General features: G+C 71.0%; 24 protein-coding genes and 1 tRNA gene. 14 read left to right on the forward strand and 11 right to left on the reverse strand.

The features are described 5' to 3' along the window. Positions 1-107: 107 nt before the first annotated feature. From ACGFW5_RS01610 to ACGFW5_RS01655, 10 genes are all read left to right on the forward strand, one after another. Positions 108-668, forward strand: a complete 561-nt coding sequence (locus tag ACGFW5_RS01610; protein ID WP_393832120.1) for a hypothetical protein — start codon at positions 108-110, stop codon at positions 666-668. 5 nt (positions 669-673) lie between these two features. Then, a complete protein-coding gene (locus tag ACGFW5_RS01615; RefSeq protein WP_393832121.1) occupies positions 674-1,465 on the forward strand; it encodes a DUF317 domain-containing protein in 792 nt (263 codons plus the stop codon). Between the two features lie 37 nt (positions 1,466-1,502). After that, positions 1,503-3,296 carry a TraM recognition domain-containing protein gene (locus tag ACGFW5_RS01620; RefSeq protein ID WP_393832122.1) on the forward strand — a complete coding sequence of 598 codons (1,794 nt, stop codon included), beginning with the start codon at positions 1,503-1,505 and terminating at the stop codon, positions 3,294-3,296. 228 nt (positions 3,297-3,524) lie between these two features. Beyond that, on the forward strand, positions 3,525-4,073 hold the full coding sequence (locus ACGFW5_RS01625) for a hypothetical protein (RefSeq protein WP_393832123.1): 549 nt from the start codon (positions 3,525-3,527) through the stop codon (positions 4,071-4,073). A gap of 96 nt (positions 4,074-4,169) precedes the next feature. Continuing rightward, positions 4,170-5,042: a hypothetical protein gene (locus ACGFW5_RS01630; protein ID WP_393832124.1), complete on the forward strand. Its 873-nt coding sequence runs from the start codon at positions 4,170-4,172 to the stop codon at positions 5,040-5,042. After that, the gene (locus tag ACGFW5_RS01635) at positions 5,039-6,274 is read left to right on the forward strand and encodes a DNA cytosine methyltransferase (protein ID WP_393832125.1); all 1,236 of its coding nucleotides are present in this window, start codon (positions 5,039-5,041) and stop codon (positions 6,272-6,274) included. The genes ACGFW5_RS01630 and ACGFW5_RS01635 overlap by 4 nt, the downstream gene beginning before the upstream one ends. Beyond that, entirely contained in the window at positions 6,274-7,398 is a 1,125-nt protein-coding gene (locus tag ACGFW5_RS01640; protein WP_393832126.1) for a DnaB-like helicase N-terminal domain-containing protein, read from the forward strand. The genes ACGFW5_RS01635 and ACGFW5_RS01640 overlap by 1 nt, the downstream gene beginning before the upstream one ends. A gap of 61 nt (positions 7,399-7,459) precedes the next feature. Beyond that, positions 7,460-8,848, forward strand: coding sequence for a DUF317 domain-containing protein (locus ACGFW5_RS01645; protein WP_393832127.1), 1,389 nt, complete (start codon positions 7,460-7,462; stop codon positions 8,846-8,848). Further along, positions 8,845-9,282, forward strand: a complete 438-nt coding sequence (locus ACGFW5_RS01650) for a DUF3592 domain-containing protein (protein WP_393832128.1) — start codon at positions 8,845-8,847, stop codon at positions 9,280-9,282. The genes ACGFW5_RS01645 and ACGFW5_RS01650 overlap by 4 nt, the downstream gene beginning before the upstream one ends. 106 nt (positions 9,283-9,388) lie before the next feature. Then, a complete protein-coding gene (locus tag ACGFW5_RS01655) occupies positions 9,389-9,880 on the forward strand; it encodes a hypothetical protein (protein WP_393832129.1) in 492 nt (163 codons plus the stop codon). Here the strand turns inward: ACGFW5_RS01655 and ACGFW5_RS01660 are convergent. Continuing rightward, positions 9,852-10,406 (reverse strand): NUDIX domain-containing protein, encoded by a 555-nt coding sequence (locus ACGFW5_RS01660; RefSeq protein WP_393832130.1) that lies wholly within the window; start codon positions 10,404-10,406, stop codon positions 9,852-9,854. The two genes, ACGFW5_RS01655 and ACGFW5_RS01660, sit on opposite strands and share 29 nt — an antisense overlap. A 237-nt stretch (positions 10,407-10,643) precedes the next feature. Continuing rightward, positions 10,644-11,540, reverse strand: a complete 897-nt coding sequence (locus tag ACGFW5_RS01665; protein ID WP_331447556.1) for a DUF5655 domain-containing protein — start codon at positions 11,538-11,540, stop codon at positions 10,644-10,646. A 210-nt stretch (positions 11,541-11,750) separates the two neighbouring features. Here ACGFW5_RS01665 and ACGFW5_RS01670 point away from each other — a divergent pair. After that, positions 11,751-11,823: transfer RNA gene (locus tag ACGFW5_RS01670), tRNA-Arg, on the forward strand. A gap of 302 nt (positions 11,824-12,125) precedes the next feature. Here the strand turns inward: ACGFW5_RS01670 and ACGFW5_RS01675 are convergent. Further along, on the reverse strand, positions 12,126-12,755 hold the full coding sequence (locus ACGFW5_RS01675) for a PadR family transcriptional regulator (RefSeq protein ID WP_393832131.1): 630 nt from the start codon (positions 12,753-12,755) through the stop codon (positions 12,126-12,128). Between the two features lie 152 nt (positions 12,756-12,907). On the opposite strand from ACGFW5_RS01675, the gene ACGFW5_RS01680 reads away from it, so the two are divergent. Both ACGFW5_RS01680 and ACGFW5_RS01685 read left to right on the forward strand, forming a co-directional pair. Beyond that, on the forward strand, positions 12,908-13,390 hold the full coding sequence (locus ACGFW5_RS01680; RefSeq protein WP_393832132.1) for a hypothetical protein: 483 nt from the start codon (positions 12,908-12,910) through the stop codon (positions 13,388-13,390). Further along, positions 13,387-14,595 carry an FAD-dependent oxidoreductase gene (locus ACGFW5_RS01685; protein ID WP_393832133.1) on the forward strand — a complete coding sequence of 403 codons (1,209 nt, stop codon included), beginning with the start codon at positions 13,387-13,389 and terminating at the stop codon, positions 14,593-14,595. Before ACGFW5_RS01680 ends, ACGFW5_RS01685 begins: the two co-directional genes overlap by 4 nt. Positions 14,596-14,801: 206 nt before the next feature. Here ACGFW5_RS01685 and ACGFW5_RS01690 read toward each other — a convergent pair whose 3' ends face one another. Both ACGFW5_RS01690 and ACGFW5_RS01695 read right to left on the reverse strand, forming a co-directional pair. Then, positions 14,802-15,677 carry a glycosyltransferase family 2 protein gene (locus ACGFW5_RS01690; protein WP_393832134.1) on the reverse strand — a complete coding sequence of 292 codons (876 nt, stop codon included), beginning with the start codon at positions 15,675-15,677 and terminating at the stop codon, positions 14,802-14,804. Positions 15,678-15,880: 203 nt separating this feature from the next. Continuing rightward, on the reverse strand, positions 15,881-16,552 hold the full coding sequence (locus ACGFW5_RS01695) for a TetR/AcrR family transcriptional regulator (RefSeq protein ID WP_393832135.1): 672 nt from the start codon (positions 16,550-16,552) through the stop codon (positions 15,881-15,883). Between the two features lie 267 nt (positions 16,553-16,819). Here ACGFW5_RS01695 and ACGFW5_RS01700 point away from each other — a divergent pair, with 267 nt between their 5' ends. Next, the gene (locus tag ACGFW5_RS01700) at positions 16,820-18,091 is read left to right on the forward strand and encodes an aminotransferase class I/II-fold pyridoxal phosphate-dependent enzyme (RefSeq protein WP_393832136.1); all 1,272 of its coding nucleotides are present in this window, start codon (positions 16,820-16,822) and stop codon (positions 18,089-18,091) included. 58 nt (positions 18,092-18,149) lie between these two features. Here the strand turns inward: ACGFW5_RS01700 and ACGFW5_RS01705 are convergent, their stop codons facing one another. The 6 genes from ACGFW5_RS01705 to ACGFW5_RS01730 all read right to left on the reverse strand — a co-directional run bounded on the left by ACGFW5_RS01705 (position 18,150) and on the right by ACGFW5_RS01730 (position 25,813). Continuing rightward, the gene (locus ACGFW5_RS01705; RefSeq protein ID WP_393832137.1) at positions 18,150-19,019 is read right to left on the reverse strand and encodes an ABC transporter permease; all 870 of its coding nucleotides are present in this window, start codon (positions 19,017-19,019) and stop codon (positions 18,150-18,152) included. Next, positions 19,016-21,661 carry an alpha/beta fold hydrolase gene (locus ACGFW5_RS01710; RefSeq protein WP_393832350.1) on the reverse strand — a complete coding sequence of 882 codons (2,646 nt, stop codon included), beginning with the start codon at positions 21,659-21,661 and terminating at the stop codon, positions 19,016-19,018. Before ACGFW5_RS01710 ends, ACGFW5_RS01705 begins: the two co-directional genes overlap by 4 nt. Before the next feature lie 209 nt (positions 21,662-21,870). Then, positions 21,871-22,641 (reverse strand): maleylpyruvate isomerase family mycothiol-dependent enzyme, encoded by a 771-nt coding sequence (locus tag ACGFW5_RS01715; RefSeq protein ID WP_393832138.1) that lies wholly within the window; start codon positions 22,639-22,641, stop codon positions 21,871-21,873. A 9-nt stretch (positions 22,642-22,650) separates the two neighbouring features. Beyond that, positions 22,651-24,081, reverse strand: a complete 1,431-nt coding sequence (locus ACGFW5_RS01720; protein WP_393832139.1) for an APC family permease — start codon at positions 24,079-24,081, stop codon at positions 22,651-22,653. A gap of 500 nt (positions 24,082-24,581) precedes the next feature. Next, on the reverse strand, positions 24,582-25,277 hold the full coding sequence (locus ACGFW5_RS01725) for a class I SAM-dependent methyltransferase (RefSeq protein WP_393832140.1): 696 nt from the start codon (positions 25,275-25,277) through the stop codon (positions 24,582-24,584). Between the two features lie 71 nt (positions 25,278-25,348). Further along, complete coding sequence (locus ACGFW5_RS01730; RefSeq protein ID WP_393832141.1) at positions 25,349-25,813, reverse strand: hypothetical protein; 465 nt, start codon at positions 25,811-25,813, stop codon at positions 25,349-25,351. Between the last annotated feature and the right edge of the window lie 77 nt (positions 25,814-25,890).

The following is a 25,890-nucleotide window of genomic DNA, read 5'->3' on the forward strand; positions in this document are numbered from 1 at the left end:
GAGCCGGGCGGCGCCCCCGCCCGGCTCGCCCCCTCTTCCCGCTTCCGTCTCTGAGAGCGTTCTTGTCCCCAACTGCCCCTGCCCCCGATGAAATCCAACGCGAGCGCTTGAATCAGCTCGCTGTCTTCCTGCGCGAAAGCGAGCAGATCCTCGCCGACTTCGATGCCTGGCGAGAGGAGCACAGTGATCTTGACGGCTGGCCCCTCGACGACGACGAGCACAGCCGTCGTGCCGTCAAACGCGACGCAGACACCTGGCGGTCCTTCCACCGCGTCCGCGCCTTCGCCAAGGAACTGGTCGCCACCGCTGAAGCCCAGGTGCAGCAGCTCAACGCCGCCCACCTCCAATCCCGCTGGCCCTGGCAGCTAAGTGTTCTCGATGGGGCCCTGACGCAGCTCGGCGCGCTTGAGCAGGATTGGCTCGAAACCCGGGACGCGCTGCCCCCTACCGCCCGGCCGGGCACCTTCGCGTACGACGACGCGGTCGCCGAACGCAACGATGAAGCCTGGTCCTACCTCGACGACTGGTCCACCCACGGCAAGGCGCTCCTGGAGATCCACGCCGCCGCCCAGGACCTCCAGCCGCGCTCACCGGCTCTGGCCCCAGCCACAACGCACGCACGCCCGGTGGCTCCCGCCGCAGCGCCATCCTCCGTGGCCCGGAGGTGACCGGCGTGCCGCACGACATCGACGTGGTCCTGGTCGCGCCCCGCTACCTCGCCGGCCCCGGCGACCCGGCCTGGGTCACCGTCCCGCTCCACCGTGCCAGTGGGTGGAGCACCGCCGGGGACCCGCTGGTCCCGCGGGTCATTTTGACCAGCCCCGACCAGCTCGCCCAGTTGCGTATCACCCCGGACCCGGACCCGGCCGAGCCGTGGTGGACCCTGCGCCATGCGCACGACGGTGGGCAGCGGGCCTGGTCGATGGCCTTCGACGCCTGCACTCCGGTCGAGATCATCGCCGCGGTCACCGACGCCCTCACCGCCCCCGGCCCGCGGCCGATGGTGGCGGGCGACCCGTACGAGCCGCTGCGCGCGGCGGGCTGGCACGCTCCCCGCCACCACGACGGTCACACCTCCCCCCAGGGCATGACCGCGCCCGACGGTCTGGCCCGCGTCGACGCCACCGTCCACGAGGATGGCCGCACCGCCAGCTGGATCGTCGAGACCTCCGTCCACGACCTCCCCTCCATCTGGCGCGGATACGTGGACGGCGACACCCCGCCCCACTTGGTCGCGGCGCTCTTCGGCGCGCTGGCCGACACGACGCCCCTGGTCCGCGAACCGCACCGCGTATCTCACCTGGCCGCCTCCCACGGTCGCACCAGCCCCAGCCGGATCAGTGCCGAAACCTTCGCCTTCGCGCTGGAACGCCGCACCACCGCCCTCGCCAAGCGGCGCACCCCTCCGCCACCGGCCACGGGACCCTCCTCGCCGAGGATGCCCAAGCCCCGTCGGCCCCGCTGACCCGCAGGCGCCCCAACTCCCCACTGGAACCGCCCTCTTGCCCCAGCCCTCCACCAAGTCCACCGACGCGACCGACATCGCGTTCAAAATTCTTTTCGGAGCGCTCGCCGTCGGTGTTCCCCTGTCCAACCTCGCCTGGGTCGGCGGGCAGATCACCACCTGGGCCACCGACTCCGGGCCCGGCGCCCCCTACCAGCCCGTGCAGGCCCTCCTGCACCCCGCCCAGCTCTGGCCCGACCTGGGAGAAACGTCCCTGCTGTTCGGCACGCGCGTCCTGCCCGGCGCCGTCCTGCTCGCCCTCGGTATCACCGCCGCCGTGCTCTACAAGCGGTACAAGGCCGGCAGCGGCGGGCGCAGGAAGCGCATCGACGGCATGGCCAAGCACACGGACATCGAGCCGCTGATGGCCAAGGCCATCGCCTCCAAAGCCCGCTCGCTGCGCCCGAGCCTGAAGAACGCCAAGCACATCGAAGCCCGTGACACCGGCATCCTCCTCGGCAATCTCCAGGGCACCAAGTACGAGGTACGCATGGGGTACGAGGACGTCGCCGTCGCCATCATGGCGCCGCGCTCCGGCAAGACCACCTCCCTGGCAATCCCCTCCATCCTCAGCGCGCCCGGCCCAGTCATACTCACCTCGAACAAGGCGGCGGGCGACGCCTTCACCGCCACGCTCGACGCGCGGGCGGCGGTCGGACGGACCTGGTCGATGGACCCGCAGCAGATCGCCCACGCCCAACGCGTGATGTGGTGGAATCCCCTGGCCACCGCCAAAACCCTCGACGGGGCAGGCAGGCTCGCCGGCCACTTCCTCGCCGCGAGCGTGGACGCGAGCCAGCAGGGCGACTTCTGGTCCAAGGCCGGATCCAACATCCTCTCCCAGCTGTTCCTCGCCGCAGCCCTGGACGAGCGCCCCATCACCGACGTGATGCAGTGGCTGGCCTTCCCCGCCGACCGCACCCCTCTCGACATCCTGCGCGACCACGGCTTCACCGCGGTCGCCGCCCAGCTCAAGGGCACCGTGGAGGGTCCGCCCGAAACGAGGGACGGCATCTACGAGACCGCGAGGCAGTACGCCTCCGCACTGTTGAACTCGGAGATCGCCGCGTGGGTGACCCCGCAGAAGGACGCCGAGGAGTTCCGGCCGGAGGCGTTCGTCACCTCGACCGACACCCTGTACCTGCTCTCCAAAGACGGCGGCGGCGGAGCCAGCGCCCTGATCGCCGCGTGCGCGGACTCCGTGATGCGGGCGGCGACCACCCAGGCCGAACGCGCCGGCGGACGCCTCGACCCGCCGATGCTCGCGATCCTGGACGAGGCCGCGAACGTGTGCAAGATCAGTGACCTGCCGGACCTGTACTCCCACCTCGGCAGTCGCGGGATCATCCCCATCACGATCCTGCAGTCCTATCGCCAGGGGCAGAAGGTCTGGGGGGACGCGGGCATGGACGCCATGTGGTCCGCCTCCACCATCAAGGTCATCGGGTCCGGCATCGACGATCCCGACTTCGCCGACAAGCTCTCCCGTCTGATCGGCGACCACGACGTCGAGACCACCTCCACCTCGCACTCCGACTCCGGCAAGAGCACCTCCGTCTCCATGCGCCAGGAGCGGATCCTGGCCGCCGACGCCATCCGCGCCCTGCCCAAGGGCACCGCGCTCTGCTTCGCCACCGGCCTGCGTGCCGCCATGCTCGACCTGCGCCCCTGGTATCTCGAACCCGGTGCCGACGAGCTGTCCGCCGCCTCCGCCCGCGCTTCGAAGGGCATCACCGAGCGAGCCGTCGCCAAGGCCGCCCCGCAGCAGTCCGACTTCGACACCGCCGCATAGCACCCGGTCACACAACCGAACTACGGATCGCGATCCGCCGTCGAACGATCTGGCCGCTCTGCGGCTGTGGTGCCTCACCCACACGGCGAGCAGCAACAGGAGGCTCTCCCGGACGGCTTTGTTGCCCGGTTTCCTCGCGCGGCCCGTCTCCTGAAGCCCCCCTTCCCTGGGGACTCTGTGCCGACACCGCCGTACAACTGCCCCCCACGCCGAGCGACTTCCACACGGTTGCCCGCGCTCCCCCGTACATCCACCGAAGCCCCCGCATGCCCGCTTGAAGAGAGGCATCCCATCCCTGACCTTGCCGACTTCTCCAGCAACCTGGCGGCCAGGCTGCCCGGCCACTGGGCCGCAGACGTCCAGCAACACAACGCCATCACCGCCCGGTTCGAACGCACTGCCCGTGTCTGGACGCCCAGCAGCGACCGACCGTCCCTCGCCGCCTTCCACCGCCTGGAGGATGCCGTGCTCACCGGCCCGGACGGGCTCCGCCTCTACCTCCTGGGCCACCGCACCAACCGCATTCTGATCTGCCCCCTGATCCCGGACGACCTCCACGAGGACATCACCGACCGGATGAGCGCCCCACCGTCCGTGGCCGTGCCCGCCGAAGCGGCGCGGGCTGCCTGGCGCATCACCGACCGCCTCATCCCCCACTACATCGCAGTCACCACACAGGCCCGCCGGCCCAGTCCCGCCCGCACCGCACCCACGCCGCGCCCGCTGCCCCGCATGACCGCTGCGTCACCTCGCGACGCGGGCCGAACACTGCGCTGACTCGCCTACACACGCCCCCGCCGCAAGGATTCACCCATTTCCGCAACCCCCGCATTCACCGCAATTTCACTCGGTGCTGGAGTGCAGTCCAGCGCCATGCTCGCCCTGTCCGCCAAGGGCGCCCTCCCCAAAGTCGATTACGCGATATTCGCCGATACAGGATGGGAGCCGCAGGCTGTTTACCGGCATCTGGACCGGCTGGAGCGGGACATAGCCGCACCCGCCGGAATCCCCATCCTGCGCGTCTCTTCCGGCAACATTCGACAGGACGCACTCGACCCGCACCACCGCTTCGCGTCCATGCCTTTGTACATCCTTAACCAGGATGGCAAACCTGGGATGACCAGGCGGCAATGTACTGGCGAGTACAAAATAAAGCCATTGAAGAAGCAGGTGCGCGAACTCCTCGGATACCCCTATCCCGCGCGCATCCCGAGAGACGTCTTCGTGGAGCAGTGGGTCGGCATTTCGACGGACGAATTCCACCGAGCCAAGGATTCGGACGTCAAATACATGCGCAACCGGCACCCTCTCATCGATATGGGCTGGTCGAGGGCCGACTGCATCAAATACCTGACGTCACTCGGCCTGGCGGATACACCCAAATCGAGCTGCCTGGGATGCCCTTTCCACGGAAACGCGCAGTGGAGATCCATCCGGGACTCCTCGCCGCAGGAGTGGGAGGACGTGGTGGCCTTCGATGCGGCCATCCGGAAGGGCAACGCACGCGCCAACGCGAGCGGCAACCGGCTGCTGGGCGAGGCATTCCTGCACCGCTCACGCGTGCCGCTCGACCAAGCGCCGATCGACCACGTCACCGCCGCCGAATGGGCTGCCATGCAGCAGGAACTCGGCGCCAGCGAAGCCGACGCCCAGAAGCTGGAGGGCGGCGTGATCGACGGCTGTTCCCCGTGGGCCTGCCGCGGTGAAGTCGAGCCGGTTCAGGACGACTTCGGACTGGCCTCTTGATACTTGATCTGTTCGCCGGACCGGGCGGATGGAGCCAGGCCCTGACCGTGCTCGGCGCACGGGACGTGGGCCTGGAATGGGACGCATGGGCGTGCAAAACGCGTGCAGCGGCAGGGCAGTTGACGATTCAAACCGATGTCGCGGCCTATCCGTTGTGGCCGTTCCTGGGCCGGATCACCGGGCTGATCGCTTCACCGCCCTGTCAGGCATGGTCGATGGCCGGCAAACGCCTCGGGCTCCTCGACCAGCCCCTGGTCCACCAGGCCGTCGCCGACCTCGCCCGGGGCTTCGACACCCGTGCCAAGCTCCTGGCCGCCTGCCAGGATCCGCGGAGTCTGCTCGCCGCCGAACCCATGCGCTACCTGCATGCCTTCCACCAGCACGGCCAGCCGGAATGGGTCGCGATGGAGGAGGTCCCCGACGTCCTTCCGCTGTGGCGCCAGTACGCCGCAATCCTGCGGACCTGGGGGTACTCGGTATGGACCGGCATCTTGAACGCCGCCGACTATGGGGTCCCGCAGACCAGGCGGCGGGCAATCCTGCTCGCCTCCCGCACCCACACCGCCGCGCCGCCGGCGCCCACCCACGCCAAACTCGCCGAGCCCGACTCGCTGTTCGGACCGGGCCGCGCCCGATGGATCTCCATGGCCGAAGCCCTCGGCTGGGGCGCAACCGACCGCCCCGTCCCCACCGTGTGTGCCGGCGGCGGTCCCGGCGGCGGGCCCGAGCCGTTTCCCTCCGGCTCCCGCAAGACCCTCAGCGACGCTCGCGACCGCGGCACCTGGAAACCGCCCCCGCCCGCCAACTCCGCCAAATCCGAGGCGCATTGTCCGGTGGAGAAGACCGACCGTCTGCCTCACCCTGCCGCGGGCACGGCGCCGGCGTGGCGCTGGAGTCTGCGCAGCAACAGCCAGGCCAACGCCACGACCCGCACCCTCGACCAGCCGGCCGGAACCCTGTTCTTCGGCCACCGCGTCAACGAATGCGTGTGGCAGGCCGAACCGGTCACGCCCGCCGCGCCGGACACAGCCCCCACCCCGGATCCGATCCGGATAACCGCCGCCGAGGCCGGCATCCTTCAGACCTTCCCCGCCGACTACCCCTGGCAGGGCAACAAGGGCCAGATCTTCAGCCAGGTCGGCAACGCCGTCCCGCCCCGCCTCGCAGCCCACCTGCTCGCCCCCCACCTCGGCAAGACCCTCACACCCGACGACTTCACCCTGGCCGCTTGATGCCCCACCCCGAAATCCCCTACGAGGGCGTTAACTTGGACGGCCTGGCGCCGCCGTCCGCCGTGCACTACGTCGAACAGGCCCTGCTCGGCGCCCTCCTCCTGGAGCCCTACCGCCTCGACGAGACCGGCCCGCTGGAGCCAGGACACTTCTCCCATCCCGCCCACGCCGAACTGTTCCGCGCCATGCGCACGGCGCCGCCCCCCGACATCGAGCAGCACCGCTCCAGCCCCGCGTGGCTGAACGCCGTCCTGGACGCGGCCCGCCCCCATGCCCGCGTCTTGACCGCCGTCTACCTGCATGCCCTCATCCAGGTCTGTCCCTGGCCTGGCCACGCGGCCACGTATGCCCGCATGATCCGCGCCGACCATGCCCGCCGCAGCCTGCGCCTCCACGCGGGGCGCCTGGCCCAGACCGCCGCAGACAGCACCCTGCCCCACCGGGCGAAGGCCACCGTCCAGCAGGCCGACGCCCTCGCCGACTTCCTGGACGGTCTCTCCGGCCTCTTCGCCGCGCACGCCGGGTCCCTGCCGCGCACATCCCTCCCGCCGGCGCCTGCCCGCGACACCAGCGAAGAAGCTCTCGACGAGGAACGTCTGCTGCTCGCGACCGCCACCGCCCACCCTGCCACGGTCGGCCAGATGCGCTGGCTCGTGCCGGAGGACTTCGCCCTGCCGATGCACGCGGCTCTGTGGCAGTGCCTAACCGCGCTCACGCACCGCGGCGACCCGGTCGACCCGATCACCGTGCTCTGGGAAGCCCAGCACCGCGGTGTCCTCACCCACGACACCGCCCCCGCCGACCTGCTGGCCCTGCTCTCCACTTCGGCAGGCTCCCCCGAACACTGGGGCGAGCAGGTCCTTGAGCGCGCCCTGCTCGCCCGCGCACACACCGTCGCCGACCGCATCGCCGCCTTCACCGACGACCCGGCCAACAGCCCCCACCAGCTGATCACCGGAAGCCGACGGGCACTGGCGGAACTAACCACCGTGCGCTCCCGCTGGCACCAGGCCATCCGCACAGCCGCACCCCACATGGCTCGGCCGGCCCGAACCCCGGCTGCCCCGTGGGCCGGGCCGCCACCACCACGCACCGTCCCACCTCCCGTACGAGCCGCCCGCTAGAACCCCCGGTGCGGGCTCGATCTCCCCATCGTCCCTGGACCGGTGAAACGAGACCCCACGCATGCCCGACACCGCACCTGCCGCTCACGTTCATCTCGCCCTCCACCCTCAGCACCCCAGCGCCGTCGTCGCCACCCTCGCCGGCAGCCCGCTCCACACCGCCCGCGCCACCCTCGCTTCAGAGGGCTTCCAACCGGTCACCGAGACCACGATGGTCCTCGTCCGGATCGATCACGAGGAGTCCTACTACGCCAACATCACAGCGGGTCTCCTGCGCGACGCCGGCGTCCCCGTGGACATCACCGAGCAGCTGCGGGAGGAGATCGAGACCGAGTGGACCTGGGCGAGCCACCCGATGACCTGGCTCAACCGGGATGAGATCCGGCTCGTCTCCGCAGACGCTCAGAAGATCCACGACGACATTCGATCCGGGTTGCTGACCGTTCACCTCCACGCCCACGACGGCCACACCACGGTCGCGGTCGGGAGCTACCGGCATGCCGACAGCGTCCATCTCCATGGCGAGGACCACGCGCGGGTCGTCAGCAGCTCCTACGACACACCGAGCGAAGCCATCGCCGACTTCGAGCGCCTGTACGGCGACGCCGTCCGTCCCGGTCCGCCGCCGCCCACCGACACAGAACGGCAGGCTGCCGAAGCTCTCACCGGTGTATCGACGTCGGAGGCGGCCCTGGCCGCTGACGCGCCAGCGGAACCGCAGGCGGCGAAGGCGGAGTGGGTGCCCGTGTACGCCGCCGACCCCGGGGACCACGAGACCCTCCTCAAGGACTTCCTCAACTCCCAACCGACCTGGGAGAAATACCGCCCGTACGACGAGACCACCATCGTTAGCCACGAATCCCTCACCTTGCGCATGGAGTTCGTGCACGAGGCCGGGCCGCGTGACATCAGCTGGACCGTCGCTGCCTACGAAACCCCGGTGAGTGACCGCCTGTGGCACGCCACGGTCACCGCCTCCACACCAGCCGCGATCATCGGCGCCCTGCTGGACACGCTTGCCAGCCATAATGCGGGGGGCCGCAGCCCGTCCATCCGTGTTACCGAGGCTGCCATCGCAGAGGCGACCGGTCCGCTCACAAATGCGGGCTGGAAGCGATCCATCGACGGACGCTTCATCGCCTGGGAGGCCCCCGGCGCCTACACGGGGGGCGTACAGTTCGACGCCTTCGCCTCCCAGGACCCCGACGGCATCCGTCCCGCATGGACCGTCTGGGGCGGCAACGCCGTCCACCAGCCCACCTGGGCGCTCCAGTTGTCGGCGCACGCACCGACGGCGTTGATGCAGAACATCACCTTCGAGATGACCGAAGGGCAAGTAAACCGTCTCGTGCAGCCAGTAGTTGGCGGGCCAGAGCTCCGGTTCGCACACGCTGCCATTCCGGTGGCAGGAGCGCCACCCGCAGCGCAGCCTTCCGGGCGTAGCCGGTGAGCCTCTACCCGGAGCAGACGACGATGTTCTGGGTGGGCCTCGCCGTCCTTGCCGTCTTCGGGGTCCTTTGCTTCTGCCTGTCGCGGCAGCTCATCGGCCGCCTGCGCTCCGTCACGAGCGGCATCGCTGTCGAAGGCCGTTGCATCCGCCGATACTCGTCAGACAGCAGCGAAGGCAACACCTCCTGGCACCACGTCCATGCCTTCACCACCCTCGACGGGCAGCACGTCGAGTTCGAGGAGGACGCTGTGCTCCTCGAACCGGGCGACACCGTCACCGTGCGGTACCGGCCCAACAACCCCGCACGGTCCGCCACAATCATGGGCCGCGGCGGCACCTGGTCGCCCCTGTTCGGCCACCTCTTCTGCGTCCTCATCACTGGGATCTTCGCCCTGCTGGGCGCGCTCTTCGTGTTACTGAGTTTCGGCCGGTAGGACAGCAAGGCAACATGCTCGACCCGCCTCCCCTCATTGTGAGGAGGCCACGTAGTCAGGTAGACATTCCGTGCGCCGCATGTGCTGTCTACGAGGGGAGGGCACCATGCTCGTCGGGCCCAAGCAGGAGCGCGATCTGGCCTGGCAGACCCAGGTATCCATCGCGATCTGCGCACCATTCGCACCTACCGTCGCAGCATCGCCGCAGGACGACCAAGATTCGCTGATCGGCGAGTCGGTGTACGACAGCGAAGCAGTCCACGCGGCGCTCACCACGCTGGCCTATGGCCTCCATCCCACCCGGCCTGCGGCCGTGTCGACAGTCGCCGCGCTCTCGGCGGTATCCAGCCTGCTGGTGCTACGGCCTTCATGGATCACCTACTGCAACGACACGTTCGCCCTTGCCCAGGACGCCGACGACAGTCGAAGTGAGATGTCCCGCCAGTGGGTATCCGCGAACCTCGTGCGCGCCTGGCCACGATTCGCCGAGGGACAGGCCGCGCACGGGCGGGCGACCGCGAGCATCGCGCAACTCCAAGCAGAGCTGGCCGAGTTCTGCGGTCGCGACGTCACGGCATCAGCGTTGCTGGTGGCCTAGAGCGAAGAAGGCGCTCAGCCAGGAGCAATGCCACCACACTCCCCGCTTCCGTGATCTCACCGTTCTCGACGGCGTTGAGCACGGCCGACAGGGGCCTCCACTCCAGCGTCATACCAGCCTTACTGGCGTCCCTATGCGCGGCGCCCGGCGCCAACCCCGTGGCCAGGAACAGGTACGTACGCGCGGCCGTGGTCGCCGGCAGCGGGTCGACTACGCCCAGGGCCCGCACCACGTTGGCGGCCAGGCCCGTCTCCTCCTCCAACTCCCGCACAGCCGCAACACGGGGGGCCTGACCGTCCGTCCCGCCGCCCGGCAGGTGCAGGACGCGGCGACCTTGCAGATAGAAATCGTCCTCCACGAGGGCCACGTGCTGCTCGCGATCGATGGCGACCACTCGCACACTGTCGACGACAGACACGTGCTCGTACGTACCCGGGCTGCCGTCGGGACGGATCACATCATCCCGACGCAGAGAGACGAAGGGGCCCTCGTGCAGCAGCTCGGTCCGGGTGCGCTTCCAGCCCATACCGTCCCCCTGTAGGCAGACCACCACCAACGCTCAGCAGCAGTCCGCTCCGCTGACAACCGACCCAGCGACGTGAACGCGGCAATATAACGGCGGATCCCCGGTTAGCAAAACCGGGGATCCGCCGGACCATTAGTGGTCCACCGCCACGCTCTGCCCGTCACGTCGAAAGGCCACCACGACGACAGCCCACAACGCCTCACTCCGCCTCAGTTGGCCCCACCCGGGCGAGAAAGTTCATGCCGCGGCGTAGCTGAGACGGAGGAGGTCTCCAGCGCGCTCCAGGTCGCGCTCCGTGCGCAGCTGCAGCTCCAGGTCGCCGGTGCCGTGGTGACCGAGTCCCGTCACGTCCCGGGTGAAGCCGGGGACGAGGTCGACCTCCTTCGGGTCGGCTTTGAGGTAGACGAGGAGCTTGGTCTGCTGCGGCGGGCAGAGGCTGGCGAAGTTCCGCAGCCGTCGATAGGCGCGGTACTGCTTGCGCTGCACCCGGGTGACGCCGTCCCCGAGTCCGACCAGAACCTCGTCGACCGCATCGGCAAGCTCGACCATCTGCCCGCCCTGCTTCCGGACCGGGGACACCCCAGCCCCACGGCGGCGTACCCGCTCAACCAGTGCCGGATGCCCGGTGACGGAGGCCACGGTCTCAAGGCCGAAGTGATCGCTGCCGAAGTACCGGTAGCGGACCAGGTCGATCGAGCGCCGGTGCTCGCGTACGGCGTGCACGTCATACCGAGTGAAGTCGCCGGCTATACAGATGAGGCGCGGACCGCTCCACAGCACCTGGGACGCGGCCGTCCCCCCGAGCCGGTCGCGGACCAGGTGCTCGAACTCAGCCCGGTGATCCATCAGCCAGGCCAGGTAGAACAGGCCCTGGTTGATCACGCCGGCATCCGTGCTGCGCTTGTACTCGACGATGACCGGCGATCCGTTCTCGTCCAGCCCGAGCGAGTCGATCCGGCCCCCGTGCACGGGTCCGGTGCTGTACTCGCTCGCCAGGAACCGGACGCCCAACAGCGTCTCCATGTGCGTCTCGACGAGACCCTGCACATCCGCCTCGATCTCAGCAAGACGCGGCATGACCTCAGTCATGCCGCCATTCGTCGTGTCCGTGCGGAACAGCTTCAGGTCCGACACCTTCCCCTCCTCGGCTAGGAGATCAACAACACCGAGGAGGTGCGGGATTGTTTCCGCGCGAGACTTCGGGGACGTGAAGATAGTGTGAGACCCTGCGTACGGCCGGTCGGGGAGCGCCCACGCCCCCCCGATCACCGGGAAACCACGATTCCCCCATGCGTCCCCCGCCGCCCGGGGGACAGCACCCGGGAACTGCGTTTACGCAGGTCAGCCCCCGTAGCTCAGCGGATAGAGCACGTGCCTTCTAAGCGCTTGGCCGCAGGTTCGAGTCCTGCCGGGGGCGCCCTTCTCCACGGGCGTTCGACCCTCCTTCGGGAGGGCCTTTCTGCTTGCGTGAGGTCGTCGAGGCCGGTGACGGTCACCACGGACGGCCCGCGGCGGGTCGAGAACAGCCCGGCCGGCACCCTGCGTCGCACGTCATGGAGTCACGTCACCCGCTCCGTTGACGTACGCCTCCTCTTCCGGCGTACGCCTCCTCGTCTGACGTACGCCTTTGGTGGCGGGCCACCCGGCGCAGCACTCCCTGCGAGGTGGCCCGCAGGGCCGCGCGCCACACCCTGCGAGGTGGCCCGCCGGGCCCGCGTGTCAGTCCTTGCGGGTCGCGGCGGCGTCGTTCTGCTGCGCGGCGAACGCCAACAGGTCGGCCGCCGACCAGCGCAGCCGCCCCTCGCGCAGGTCGTCGGTGATCGCGCGCAGCCAGGACACCTCGGCGGCCGTCACCGCCCGCAGGTACTCGCTCTCCAGGGACGCGATCCGGGGCAGCCCGCTCCCGGATTCGGCGGCGAGGCCCGCCTCCAGGGATTGCAGCGTCGCACCCACCACGGCCAGCCGGCGCTCCAGCGCGTCGAGCAGTTCGCCCGGGGCCAGCATCAGGGCGTGCGACAGGGCCGCCGGGAACTGCGGGAACTCCGCCCTGGGCGCCGCCAGCATCTCGTCGAGCCAGCCCCGGGCGACCTCCCGCCCCGCGTCCGTCACCTCGTACACGGTGCGTTCGGGGTACTGCTGGTCGCGCTCCGTCTCGCGCACGGCGATGAGCCCGGCCTCCAGCAGCCGCTCGATGGTCCGGTACAGGCTCGCGCGCTGACCGACGTTCACCACCTGCTCCTTCCCCCAGTCCTTGATCAGCCGCTGGATTCCGTACGGGTGCAGCGGCTTGTGGTGCAGCAGGGCCAGGACGGTCAGGGCGAGCGGCGAGCTTCGGGGGAGGGACGTCATGGTCCGCATTCTACTCCCGGGGGAACTAGTTGACCTGAGACTAGTTGCGATGCGACTATTGAAGGGCCGGGGAGGCAGGGCAGTCTGCCGACCGCCTCGGCCGGCTCGTTCGTCCCGCGCATCACCTCACCCACCGAAAGAAGGCGGCGGTCATGACCACCACCACACCCACCAAGGACTCCGAGCGCGACGAACGCGTAGAGCGCGTCGAGCGCGTCCACGCCGACCACCGGCTCGTGAAGCACATCGGCGACTGGACCACCGCGGGCCGGTTCGAGATCCGCGCGCGCTCCGGCCTCGCCGTCCTCGACCTGCGCTCCCCTGCGCTCCCCGCCGAGGTCACGGTCCACCTCGAACTGCGCGGCGCCACCGTCAAGTTGCTCGTCGGTGACGACACGGCCGTCGAGCACTGGGACCTGAGCTGGACCGGCCGCGGCCGGGTCAAGGACGCGCAGAGCGCCGCTCGTTCGGCGACGTCCACCGTCAACCGCCGTATCACCCTCACCGGTTGTGTCGACAGCGGTGAGATCCGCGTCGCCCGCGGGGGCATCGCGATCCTCGCCGCGATGACCGACCGCGCCCACCTGCGCTCGATGCGCCGCGCCCACGAGGCCACGAAGGCGCGGACGTCATGAGCACCGCTCCTCGCGCCCGCACCGCGCTGGTCGTCGGCGGCGGCATCGCGGGCCCGATCGCCGCGATGGCCCTACGCAGGGCGGGCCTCGACGCCGAGGTGTACGAGGCGCACGACAGCAGGTCGGACGGCGTGGGCGCGGGGATGAGCATCGCCCCCAACGGCGTCGCCGCGCTCGACGCGATCGGCGCGGGTGACGTGGTCCGGTCCGTCGGGACCCCGGTGCGCTCGATCGTCGTGCACAGCGGGAACGGCCGGAGGCTGGCCGAGTTCGCCACCGGCGGCGAGCCCAGCCGGTTCGTCTGGCGCGCCGAGCTCTACGCCTCGCTGTACGAGGAGGCGGCCCGGCGGGGTGTACGGGTCCACCACGGCAAGCGGCTGACCGGCGCGAGGGAGTCGGCCGACTCGGTCACCGCGCACTTCGCCGACGGCTCCCACGCGAGCGCCGACCTCCTGATCGGCGCCGACGGCATCCGCTCCACCGTGCGCACCCTGATCGATCCCACCGCCCCCGGGCCCACCTACGCGGGCCTGGTCGGCATCGGCGCCCGGGTGCGGGACACCGGGCTCCCCTCCAGCGGCGGCTCCATGCACATGACGTACGGCCGTCACGTCTTCTTCGGCTACCAGGTCTTCGACGACTCCTCGGGTGTCTGGTTCGTCAATGTGCCGAGCGCGGAACCTGTCCCGGCGGGCCGCGCCGCGGAGCTCGGCGCCGAGCGGTGGCTGAGCGACCTCGGCGCCCTCGTGGCCGGCGACCGCACACCCGCCAGGGAACTGCTGGCCCGTACCGAGCCCGCGGACCTCGCGTTCACCGGTCCCGTCGAGGCCATGCTCACGGTGCCGCACTGGAGCCGCGGCCGGATGGTCCTGATCGGGGACGCGGCACACGCCGCCTCACCCAGCTCCGGCCAGGGCGCCTCGCTCGCCGCCGAGAGCGCCGTCCAACTCGCGCGCTGCCTGCGGGACTTGCCGTACGGGCAGGCGTTCGCGGCGTACGAGGAACTGCGCCGGCCACGCGTTGAGCGGATCATCGCCGAGACGGCCCGGATCAACAACGACAAGGCGGCCGGGCCCGTCGCCCGGGTCCTGCGCGACCTCTTGATGCCGCCGCTGATGAAACTGCTCAACCCCGCGAAGCGGGCGGCCTGGCAGTACTCCCACCGCATCAACTGGGACGAGCCGGCCGCATGGCCCGCCCGATGACGACATGGCCCGCCCGGGACCGTATGTCTCGCCCGATGACCGTATGTCCCGCCCGATGACGACACGGTCCGCCCGATGACCGCATGGCCCGCCCGGTGACGGCGTTGCTCCGGGGTGCGGCGGGCGCGACGGCGGAGGGTGGGGCCCGGGGCCCGGGGCCTGTCCGCGCTCACAGAACCGACGGGCGCCGAAGACGCATTCCGCAGTCACAGAACGGGCGGGCGCCCCAAGCGGGTCATACGCCACACCGTGCCCCACCCCATGGGCCCGCGCGGACCGCACGGCTTCCGCACGCCCTCGACGAAGCCGCCCCACCACGCTCGCAGGCCGCCCAGGGACCGCATCCGGATCATGGAGAGGAGCACCCATACGCCCAGATAGACCGGGACCAGGGCGATCGGAAGCCTGCGCCGCGCCAGCCAGACGCGGTTGCGGGCGGTGAACCGGTAGTGGACCGCGTGCCGGGCGGGGGACGTCCTGGGGTGCTGGAGGACCAGCTCGGGTTCGTAGAGGATCTTCCATCCGCCATCGAGCGCACGCCACGCCAGATCGGACTCCTCGTGCCCGAAGAAGAACTCCGCAGGCCACAGGCCGATCTGCCGGAGCATGGGCACCGAGAAGGCGTGACCGCCTCCCAGGGAAGCGGTCACCAGTCCCCGGCGCATCGGGTCGCCGGCCCGGAGCCGGGGGACCCACCGCCGTTCCGTGTGACCGTGTTCGTCGGCGACCCGGAAGCCGATGACGCCCAACCGCGAGTCGGCGGCGAACAGATCCCGGATCCTGCGGAACACGTCATCCGCGATGAGCAGGCCGTCGTCGTCCAGTTCGACGACGACATCGACCTCGCCCGAGTCGAGCAGCGCCGTCAGCCCGACGTTACGGCCTCCGGGGCAGCCCAGGTTCTCCTTCAGGGGCAGCTTGGTGGCGTCCGTCGGGATCCCGGTGAGCGGCGTCGCGTTGCCGACCAGCACCACCCGCGCCGCAGGCACGTCCTGTGCGCGCACCGAAGCGAGCAGCGCCGCCAGCTCCCGAGGGCGCATGCCCATGGTCACGATGACGACTCCGATACGCGGCAACGACATGACGGCAGACTCCAGCGGTCGACGGAGCTTTGATGCTAGACGGGCGTGGCCGGTGCGCCGGGACGGGCGGCTGCGCCCCCGGACCCCGTCACGCGAGCACCCCCGGACCCCGTCGCGGGTACGCCCCCGGACCCTGTCACGGGTACGCCCCCGGCCCGGTCACGGGACGCCCCCGGCCCGGTCACGGGACGCCCTCGGCCCGGTCACAACTGCGGCGGCTCCCCGCCCAGTTCGCGGTGCACGTCTCTGGTTTCCTCGGCGGTCAGGGGCCTTTCGGGCAGCGGGCGTTGGGCCGTGGCACGGAAGCCGTCCAGGAGCAGGGCCAGGTGACGGTGCCACGAGCCGGGGCGGACCGTCTCCGTCGCGGGCAGCGACGCACCAAGGGCGCCGAGGGCGAACAGCAGGTCCTCCGTGACCACGTCCGTCCGCAGCTCGCCGTCGGCCGCCGCCCGGCGCATCAGGCCGCTCAGGGTCGCGTGGTTGTGCGCGTGGATCGCGTCCAGGGTCGGCACGCCCTCGATACGGGTGGTCATCAGGTCGCTCACGCCACGGTCCCGGGCCAGCAGCGCGCAGACGACCTCCAGGTACGCGGTGAGCGCGCCCCACGCGTCCTGCATCAGGCGCGCCCGCTCCCCGAAAGCCATCACCGCCGCCAGGTCCTCGTGGAACACCGCCTCGACGAGGTCGCCCCTGACCGGGAAACGCCGGTACAGGGTGGCGTTGCCCACGCCCGCGCGCTTGGCGATCTCGTCCAGCGGGACGTTGAGCCCCTGCTCGGCGAAGAGTTCCCGGGCCGCCGCGACCAGCAGGTCCCGGTTGCGCAAAGCGTCGCGCCGCAGCGGCGGGGATGTCTTGGTGTTCTCCTGCGGGGCCATGGGGCCCGACCCTATAGGAGCAGGTGGGGGCGCCTCCCCTGCCACACCCGCCCCACCCGATCCGGGGCACACCCGCATCATGGACGCCCCCCTTGGCCGTCCGGGGGTCCAGGTGCTCTTTGTATTCTCGGGAGCGAACCCGCACCGCACCCCACCCAGACCCGCACCGCACCGCACCCGCACCCGCACCCGCACCCGAGACCGCACCCGCACCCGCACCCCACCCACGCCGTCCGGCCCGCCCGCGGCCCCGCGAGAGGAAACACCATGACCACCGAGCTGAGCCCCGACGCCCTCGCAGGGCTGCTCGACCAGGCCAGGCAGGACTACGCGGCGCTGGCCGCCCGAGGGCTCAAGCTCGACCTCACCCGGGGCAAGCCCGCGCCCGAGCAGCTCGACCTCTCGGAGGACCTGCTCAGCCTCCCCGGCGGCCGCTACACCTCCGCCGACGGCACGGACGTACGCAACTACGGCGGCCTCCAGGGCCTCATGGAGCTGCGGGAGATATTCGCCGGGGTCCTCCAGGTGCCGGCCGGGCAGCTGCTCGCCGCGGGCAACTCCAGCCTGGAGCTCATGCACGACTGCCTGGTGCACGCGCTGCTGAGCGTCCTGCCGGGCGCCGAGTCCCGCTGGGCCGACCAGGAGCGCCTGGCGTTCCTGTGCCCGGTGCCCGGCTACGACCGGCACTTCTCGCTGTGCGAGCGGTTCGGCATCGAGATGATCCCCGTCCCGATGACCGACGGCGGCCCGGACATGGACGCCGTGGAGCGTCTGGTCGCCGAGGACGCGGGCATCAAGGGCATCTGGTGCGTGCCGAAGTACAGCAACCCGAGCGGTGTCACCTACAGCGACGAGACGGTGACGCGGCTGGCCGGGATGCCGACCGCGGCCCCCGACTTCCGGATCTTCTGGGACAACGCGTACGCCGCGCACCACCTCACCGACGAGCCCGACGAGATCGCCGACCTGCTCGGTGCCTGCGCGGCCGCGGGTCACGCCGACCGGGCGTTCGTCTTCGGCTCCACCTCGAAGATCACGGCCGCGGGCGCCGGTGTCGCCTTCTTCGGCTCCTCGCCCGCCAACGTGCAGTGGCTGCTCGCCAACAACTCCAAGCGCTCGATCGGCCCCGACAAGGTCAACCAGCTGCGCCACGTGCTGTTCCTGCGGGACGCGGACGGCGTGCGGGCCCACATGGAGCGCCAGCGCGCCCTGCTCCAGCCGAAGTTCGAGACGGTCCAGCGGATCCTTCAGAGCGAGCTCGGCGGCACGGGACTCGCGAGCTGGACGATCCCCAAGGGCGGCTACTTCGTCACCCTCGAAGTGCCCGAGGGCTGCGCGAAGGAGGTCGTGGCGCGGGCCGGCGCGGCGGGCGTGGTGCTGACCCCGGCCGGCGCGACGCACCCGTACGGCGACGACCCGAAGGACGCGACCATCCGCATCGCGCCCAGCTACCCGGGCCTCGCGGAGCTGGAGCAGGCGATCCTCGGGCTGACCGCGTGCGTGCGGCTCGTCGGCTACGAGAAGCTGGGCGCGGCCTGACCGGCGCCCCGAACGAGCGGGCCGCCCCGCGGTCCTGCCGCCCGCAAGGACGCCGGTCCTACGACACGATGTCCTTGCGGGCGAACCCGCGGAACGCCAGCGCGAACAGGACGAGGGCGTACGCGACGGAGACCGCCGAGCCCTTCAGCATGCCGCTCCACTCCAGGTGCGGCTGGAGCGCGTCGGCCCAGGCGAACTGCCAGTGCGCGGGCAGGAAGTCACGCCAGTGGCCGAGCGCGGTCACCGCGTCCAGGACGTTGCCGACGATGGTCAGGCCGACCGCGCCGCCGACCGCGCCGAGCGGCGCGTCCGTGCGCGTGGAGAGCCAGAACGCCAGCGCCGCGGTGACCAGTTGGGACGTGAAGACGAAGGCGACCGCGACGGCGATGCGGGGTATGGCCTGGCCCGCGCCGAGCGCGCCGCCGGTCGGGATCTCCAGCGGACCCCAGCCGTAGAACGCGGTGCCCGCCGCCAGCGCCACCAGGGGCAGCAGCACGATCGCCGCGGCGCTGAACCCGAGCGCCACCGCCAGCTTGGACCACAGCAGCCTGGCCCGTGGCACCGGCGCCGCGAGCAGGTAGCGCAGTGAGGACCAGCTCGCCTCCGAGGCCACGGTGTCGCCGCAGAACAGCGCCACCGGCACCACCAGCAGGAAGCCCGCCGAGACGAACAGGCAGGTCGCGGCGAAGTTGGCGCCGGACGCGGTCGCGGTGTCCATCAAGGTGATGCGGCCGCCCCGGCTGCTCGGGGTGCCGCCGATGGCGAACGCGACGATCAGGACGAAGGGCAGCGCGCCGAGCACCGCCCCCATCACCAGGGTGCGCCGGCGCTTGAGCTGCCGTACGGCCTCGACGCGCAGCGGCAGGGTGCGCCCCGCCCGGTAGCCGGGGGCCGTCTCGCCGGCCGGGGACTCCATCAGGGTGCTCATGCGGACCCTCCGATCAGGGTGAGGAAGGCGTCCTCCAGGCGGCGGTGCGGGCCCACGCCCGTCAACGGCACGTCAAGGCGCAGCAGTTCGGCGATGAGCTCGGGCGTGGTCGCCCCCTCCAGACGGACCAGGAGGCCTTCGTCGGTGGGCAGCGCCGAGCCGATGCCCGCGAGAGCCGCCACCTTGTCGACGACCGCTTCGGGGACCGGCTCCGCGGTCGTGACGAGCAGCGTGTCGCTCGCGCCGGTGATCTCCGCGACGGGCCCCGCCTGGACGAGCCGCCCGCGGTCCATGACCACCAGATGCGTACAGGACTGCTCGACCTCGGACAGGAGGTGGCTGGAGACGATCACGGTGCGGCCGCCCCGCGCGTACCGGATCATCACGTCGCGCATCTCGCGGATCTGGGGCGGGTCGAGCCCGTTGGTGGGCTCGTCGAGGATCAGCAGGTCCGGCATGCCGAGCATGGCCTGGGCGATGGCGAGCCGCTGGCGCATGCCCTGCGAGTACGTCCGTACCGCGCGCTGGAGGGCGTCGCCGAGCCCTGCGATCTCCAGGGCCTCCTCGATGCGGGAGTCGCCTGCGGGGCGGCCGGTCGCCGCCCAGTACAGCTCCAGGTTCTCGCGGCCCGACAGGTGCGGCAGGAAGCCCGCGCCCTCGACGAACGCGCCGACCCGGGACAGGACGGGCGAGCCGGGCCGGATGGCGTGGCCGAACACGCGGATCTCGCCGCCGTCGGGCCGGATGAGGCCCATCAGCATGCGCAGGGTGGTGGTCTTGCCGGCGCCGTTGGGTCCGAGCAGGCCGAGGACCTGGCCCTGCTCGACGCGGAAGGACAGGTCCCGTACGGCATATCTGCCGCTGGACTTGGCGTACTTCTTGGTGAGGCCGGTGATCTGGAGCGGCACCCCGGCCAGCTCCGGGTCGGGGGCGGGGGTGTGGGTGCGCCGGGTGATCAGGAGCGCCGCGCCGATGACGGCCCCGGCGAGCGGCAGTCCCCACACCCACCAGGCGAGGCCCGCCGACGCGGTCCGCAGGGCGGGCACGGTGGGCACGCTCAGGCCGCCGCCGGCCAGGGCGACGGTGTATGTGGCGGGCGCGGCCGGGGAGGCGAAGCCGAGGTCGGTGGCGGCCACGACGAGACGCAGCCGGTGGCCGGCCTCGACGTTGTGGTCGACGGCGGGCAGGGTCAGCTCGACGGTCCTGCCGTCCTTCGCGCCGTCGACCCGGAGGGGCGCGACGAGTTGGGAGGGCAGCACCTGCTGCTTGCCGTCGGGGCCGACGTCGTACACCTTCCCGAACAGCACGGCGGTGTCATCGCTCGACGTGACCTTGAGCTTGACGGTCGGTGAGCCGGTGACGTGGACGCCGGTGGCCAGCCGCGCCGAGTCGAAGGCGGCGTACTGGCCGGGGAAGTCGAGGGAGAGGCCGGCGCCGAGCGAGGAGAGGCCCGCGAGGCCGGAGCCGAGGCCGGGCACCGCCGAGATCGCGGGCGGCGCGCCGCCGGGCGGGTTGGCGAAGCTCTGCTCGCGCCCGGCCAGCGCGATCGGCTGCCGTCCGCTTCCGAGGCCGGGGTAGCTGTCGCTTGACGCGCCCCTCAACTGGGGTGACCCGTCGGTGGAGTTGAGGCCTCCGGTGCGCGTGACACGGAAGGCGGGGCCGGTGGATGCGCCCCTGTCGCCCCCGTCGCCGTTGCCGCCCGCGGCGCCCTTGTCGCCCTTCAGGTAGCGGTCGAACCACTGGGTGACCCGGGCCTGGGTGCGGCCGCTCTCGCGGTCGCCGCCGTCGTGGCCGCCGGCGATCCAGTCGACGGAGACCGGGGCGCCGTTGGCGGCGATCGCCTTCGCCATGGCGTCGGCCTGGCCGAGCGGGAACAGCGAGTCGGTCTGGCCCTGCATGATGAGGGCGGGCACCTTGATCCGGTCGCCCACGGCCGAAGGGCTCTTGGACTCCAGGAGCTTTTCGGCCTCCTCGTCGGGTGCGCCCGCCGTCGCGACCCGGTTGTACATCGCGCAGATCCGCGGCTCGAACTTCTCGCAGCCCCCTGCGGTGGAGACGAAGATCCCGGCCCAGAGCTTCTTGTACACGCCGTTGGGGAAGAAGACGTCCGACAGGTTCCAGTACGTCATCTCCGGGGCGATCGCGTCGACCCTCTTGTCGTATCCGGCGGCGAGCAGCGAGACCGCCCCGCCGTAGGACACCCCGGTCACGCCGACGCGGGGGTCGCCCGCGCCGTCGAGCCGCACCTCGGGCCTCCTTGCGAGCCAGTCGATCAGGCGCGAGACGTCCTTGACCTCCATCTGCGGGTCGTTCAGGCCGATCCGGCCGGTCGACCTGCCGAAGCCCCGCGCGGACCACGTCATCACCGCGTACCCGTCGCGCGCGAGCTGTTCGGCCTGACCCTTCACCTCGTTCTTGCTGCCGCCGAAGCCGTGTCCGATCAGCACGGCGGGGCGCTTGTCCTTGGCGCTGCCCGCCGTGAAGAACGAGGTGTCGATCTTCGCTCCCGGCACGTCGAGCACCCGGTCCTCACGGTGCACGGCGGGGGCGCCCGATGCGCCTGCGGCGCTCCAGACGCCGGCGCCGGCCAGCGCGGCGAGGGCGGCCGCCGCCGCGGCCGTCCGCCACCGGCGTCTGCGCATGCTGATCTCCATCCCCCAACCGTATGCGCCCGCACCGACAACCGAAGCTGCCGTCGGGTGGAGCTGCCCGCGGTACTCGGGGAGTACGGCCGGCCGCTCCCGTACCGCGTCGGGAGTAGGGCGGCGCGGCACGCGTGCCGGACCCGGCGGGCCCGCGGGTCCGGCTTGTGCTCAGCGAGGGCTTGGCGGGGGCAGGGCGAAGTAGCGGTTCAGAACGACGCCTTGGCCAGCCACCCCTCCAGGACGCCCGCGTCGCCGATGATCTCGACGGCCGGGGTGTCGGTGGGAAGGCGGCGGTAGAAGACACGCAGCACGTCGGTGAGGGGACCGCGCAGCGCGACCGTCGCCTTCTCGTGGGCGCGGCTCCAGGTGAAGCCCTCGTCGCCGAGCACGATGAACCACTCGGCGTCGGGGACGTCCGTGGCGTGCAGGTGCAGGGTCTTGCCGGCCTCGCCGAGCGTGGCGTCGGAGGTCCTGAACGCCCGGGCGAAGGTGAGGACGTCGAGCCATTCGTCGATGGCGTCGGCGGCGACCTCGGCAGGCACGGTGAAGGCGGCGCCCACCGCGCCGGCCGCGTCGGCGCGGTGCACCATCGTCTCGTGCGTCATCCGGCGGGCCCAGAACGCGCTGGTCGTCGGGCCCGCCCAGGACCACACCGGCACGTCGGTCCCGGCCTCGCGCAGGACCTTCGCGCAGTTCTCGGCGCCTTCGGCGAGCCAGGCGTCGAGGGCGGCCGGATCGTCGCCGTCGGGACCGGCCGCACCGGGTACCTGCTGGGGCGGGAACGGCTCGGTGGCCTGGGTACGGACGATCTCGGTGGCCCAGCGCTGGGCCCCGCCGACGTGCACAGCGAGGTCGCGCAGGGTCCACTCGGGGCAGGTCGGCACGGGCGCCGAGAGGTCGGCGCCGGCGAGCTGGGACCTCAACTCGGCGCTCTCACGCAGGATTTCGTCGCAGTACGTCGCATGATCAAGAGTCATGGCGACACCTTAGGCAACGCCTCGGGCCTGTGCGTCCTCGGGGAGGCCCACCTCGTCCTCGGGGATGCTGACCAGCCAGCGGGTGTCGCGGCGCGGCCGCAGGTACAGCGCCCAGTACAGGGTGGCGACCGCGGTGATGCCGCCGGTCCACACCAGGTACTGGGTCTCCTGCTGGGTCAGGATGTAGGCGAGTACGGCGATGAGCAGCACCGGCACCGCGGGCCACAGCGGCATCCGCCAGGCGGTGGCGTGCTTGTGCGCGCCGCGCCGGCACAGCAGGGCGGCGACGGCGACCAGGAGGTACATCGCGGTGACGGAGACCCCGGTGACGCCGTACAGGGTGTCGAGGTTGACGAAGCACAGGGCCGCGCCGGGGACGCCGACGAGGAGGGTGGCCACCCACGGGGAGCCGAACCGGCCGAGCCGGGACAGGCCGCGGTTGACGGGTTCGGGCCAGGCCTTGTCGCGGGCGGAGGCGAACAGGACGCGGGAGTTCTGGATGACCATGACGATGCCCGCGTTGATGATGGCGAGGGCGACGCAGAGGCTCACGAAGGTGCCGACCGCGGAGTTCGACCAGGCGTTGACCATGTCGCTCAGGTTGCCGCTGGTGAGGGCCGCGAGGTCGGGGGCGCCGAGCGTGATGGCGACAACGGGCACCAGGATCACGGCGGTTGAGATGGCGAGGGTGGCGAGCACGGTGCGGGCGACGTTGCGCCGGGGGTGCTCCAGCTCCTCGGAGAGGTAGACGGCGGTGGAGAAGCCCTGGGTGATGAAGAGGGCGATGGCGAGCCCGGAGACCACCATCATCGCGGTGACCGTGGAGACGGTGTGGCCGTCGCCGGCGACCGTGCCGTGCACCAGGGCGGAGGCGCCGCGTTGGCTGTGGGCGAAGCCGAGGACGGCGACGACACCGGCCGCGATGACTTCGAGCACCAGGAAGATGCCGGTGATCCAGGCGTTGGCGCGCAGGTCGAGCAGGCCGGCCAGGGTGGCGAGCAGCATGACCGCGCCGCCGGCGACCGGGGCCGGTATGTGCACGATCGGCGCGAGGTAGTCGGCGGTGCCCATCGCGATGACGGGCGGCACGATCATCACGACGAGCAGCGAGAGCACGAACACCAGCCAGCCCGCGAGCCGTCCCGCCATCGTCGACACCATGGCGTACTCGCCGCCCGCGCTGGGGATGAGGGTGCCCAGCTCCGAGTAGCAGAACGCGACGGCGACACAGAGCAGCGAGCCGATCGCGATGGTGAGGGCGGTGTAGGTGCCGAGGGTGGAGAAGAGGTCCGGCACGACGACGAACAGGGTGGAGGCGGGTGTCACGCAGGACAGCGTGAGCAGGGTGCCGCCCACGACGCCGATGGACCGCTTGAGCTTTTGCGGGGTGGGTCCGGTCGCGGGGGCGAGCGCCTGGGGGGCGCTGAGCGTTTCCGTCATCGTGCGGGTTCCGATCGACTGGTGCGGAGTCCGGTCACCGGGAGCGGTATCGCCTCCAGAGGCGGGTGGTGAAGTGGTTCGGGGCTCCCGGGGTGCCGTTATGCAATCCTTCGCAGAACCGCAGGTCAATAGCGGGTTACCTGCGGAATCCGAAGATCCGGCCGCGCTGGACGCCGCATTTCGGCGTTAAGAGCGCGTCAAGGCACGAGGATCGACCGGTACGGGAACCGTAGCTTCCGCATCGAAGTTCGTCGACAACTTTCCGCAGTGCGGACGCTTTGCTCGCCCTCCGTGCCCGCCTCCGCGCCCAAGCGCCCCTCCACCCCGGCCACGCGCAGCCGACCCGCCCCGACAGCCGCCCGCACCTCTCCCACCCGCTCGTCCACCCACCCGCTCAGCCGCTCCGGTGATCGCGCCGCGCCTGGCCATCGCCCCGGAGATCATCCGAGCTCTGGCTGAGCTCAGGGCGGTCCGGAAGAAGCGATGGGGCATGGCTCAACTCAGAACAGCTGCGGTTGGACTCCGCGTACGGCACGGACCAGGAGCGTGCCCGTGGTTCGCTGGTCCGCCTCGGAGGCGGGGAGGACAGTTGCCGTCACCTCGGGGAAGCCGTATTCCTTGAGGAGGGAGGACCAGATGTCGGGCTGGTAGTCCCATCGCTTCACGACGGCGGGGTCTTCGTCGTCGCCGCGCGGGATGTACGAAGCCTGGCAGCCATAGCAGCCTTCGACAGGGGGTCGCTGGGAGAAGCCGAACACTCCCCCGGGCTTGAGGCGGGCGTGCACGATCGGCAGGAGTAGGCGGGGGTCGGTGAACCATGCGGCGCCGAACACGCTGTAGACCGCATCAAAGATCGTGAACGTGTCGCCGAGGAACTGGAGGGCGTCGCCCTGGTGCAGCTCCATCCCGTCCACGTCGGGCCAGCGCTCGTGTGCCTTGGCCAGCTGCTTCGGGGAAAGGTCGATACCCACGGCCTTCATGCCGAGGGTGGCCACGTGAGCGAGGTTCCCTCCGGACCCGCACCCGAGGTCGAGCACGCAGTCACCCGGCTGCAACGCCAGCACTTCAACCCCCGGGCCGTGGTCGGCGTACTGAGTCCAGTTGAACCACGTGGTCTCGCCGTCGGCGTTCGTCGTACGCCGCTGGGGCTTGGTCTTCGAGTAGTCGTCCCACGCGGCACTGCGGGTGTCTGACACTTCACGTCCTTCGGGTACCGGCGAGCAGCCGCCCGGCAGGGTCACCGGGCGGCTGTGATGGTCAGAAAGCGCTACTTCCCGCCGACGGGGCTGTCGGTGCACCCAGCGTGGCACTGGGAACAGTCGGCCGCGCCCTCGTTCGGCCAGAACTCGGCGTCGACGGTGAACCCGGCCTCACGGATCACGGTCGTCGTCACAGCCATGGCGGCCCGGCCGGCCTCGGGGTCCGATCCGCCCTCGTCCTCGTTGGGGACATGGTGGATGTAGTCCACACCGAGGGCCCGCGAGAAGGCGAGGTAGGGCACGCTCCGCTTGAGGAACTCGTGCCAGAACCGGTCCACCCGCAGGGAGGGGGTCAGCGGCTCCTCCGTGGTCACGGTGGCGGCGAGGTACGCGGCCATCTGGCTCACGCCGCGCTCGCCGAGGTCGTCGGTCAGCTCCGGCCAGTCCTTGCGCACGTCCTTGACGAGCTGGGCCCGCAGGTCGGGGCTGATGAGGTCGAGTACCTCGCGCGGGTGCAGGTGGGTGGTCGTCACGTTGTGCCTTCCTGGTCAAGGGCACGGCCGTGGCCGGTCCCTGCGGATCGTGCGTGATCGTTCCGGGTTCCCGCAGG

It is taken from the genome of Streptomyces sp. NPDC048416 (assembly GCF_043200435.1).
GTDB lineage: Bacteria > Actinomycetota > Actinomycetes > Streptomycetales > Streptomycetaceae > Streptomyces.

What these genes read in the sequence shown, in the direction of transcription:
- ACGFW5_RS01630 (WP_393832124.1), top strand. Translation starts at nt 4,170, where the DNA reads ATGCTCGCCCTGTCCGCCAAGGGCGCCCTCCCCAAAGTCGATTACGCG.
- ACGFW5_RS01640 (WP_393832126.1), top strand. Translation starts at nt 6,274, where the DNA reads ATGCCCCACCCCGAAATCCCCTACGAGGGCGTTAACTTGGACGGCCTG.
- ACGFW5_RS01645 (WP_393832127.1), top strand. Translation starts at nt 7,460, where the DNA reads ATGCCCGACACCGCACCTGCCGCTCACGTTCATCTCGCCCTCCACCCT.
- ACGFW5_RS01655 (WP_393832129.1), top strand. Translation starts at nt 9,389, where the DNA reads ATGCTCGTCGGGCCCAAGCAGGAGCGCGATCTGGCCTGGCAGACCCAG.
- ACGFW5_RS01660 (WP_393832130.1), bottom strand. Translation starts at nt 10,406, where the DNA reads ATGGGCTGGAAGCGCACCCGGACCGAGCTGCTGCACGAGGGCCCCTTC.
- ACGFW5_RS01675 (WP_393832131.1), bottom strand. Translation starts at nt 12,755, where the DNA reads ATGACGTCCCTCCCCCGAAGCTCGCCGCTCGCCCTGACCGTCCTGGCC.
- ACGFW5_RS01680 (WP_393832132.1), top strand. Translation starts at nt 12,908, where the DNA reads ATGACCACCACCACACCCACCAAGGACTCCGAGCGCGACGAACGCGTA.
- ACGFW5_RS01685 (WP_393832133.1), top strand. Translation starts at nt 13,387, where the DNA reads ATGAGCACCGCTCCTCGCGCCCGCACCGCGCTGGTCGTCGGCGGCGGC.
- ACGFW5_RS01690 (WP_393832134.1), bottom strand. Translation starts at nt 15,677, where the DNA reads ATGTCGTTGCCGCGTATCGGAGTCGTCATCGTGACCATGGGCATGCGC.
- ACGFW5_RS01695 (WP_393832135.1), bottom strand. Translation starts at nt 16,552, where the DNA reads ATGGCCCCGCAGGAGAACACCAAGACATCCCCGCCGCTGCGGCGCGAC.
- ACGFW5_RS01700 (WP_393832136.1), top strand. Translation starts at nt 16,820, where the DNA reads ATGACCACCGAGCTGAGCCCCGACGCCCTCGCAGGGCTGCTCGACCAG.
- ACGFW5_RS01705 (WP_393832137.1), bottom strand. Translation starts at nt 19,019, where the DNA reads ATGAGCACCCTGATGGAGTCCCCGGCCGGCGAGACGGCCCCCGGCTAC.
- ACGFW5_RS01710 (WP_393832350.1), bottom strand. Translation starts at nt 21,661, where the DNA reads ATGCGCAGACGCCGGTGGCGGACGGCCGCGGCGGCGGCCGCCCTCGCC.
- ACGFW5_RS01715 (WP_393832138.1), bottom strand. Translation starts at nt 22,641, where the DNA reads ATGACTCTTGATCATGCGACGTACTGCGACGAAATCCTGCGTGAGAGC.
- ACGFW5_RS01720 (WP_393832139.1), bottom strand. Translation starts at nt 24,081, where the DNA reads ATGACGGAAACGCTCAGCGCCCCCCAGGCGCTCGCCCCCGCGACCGGA.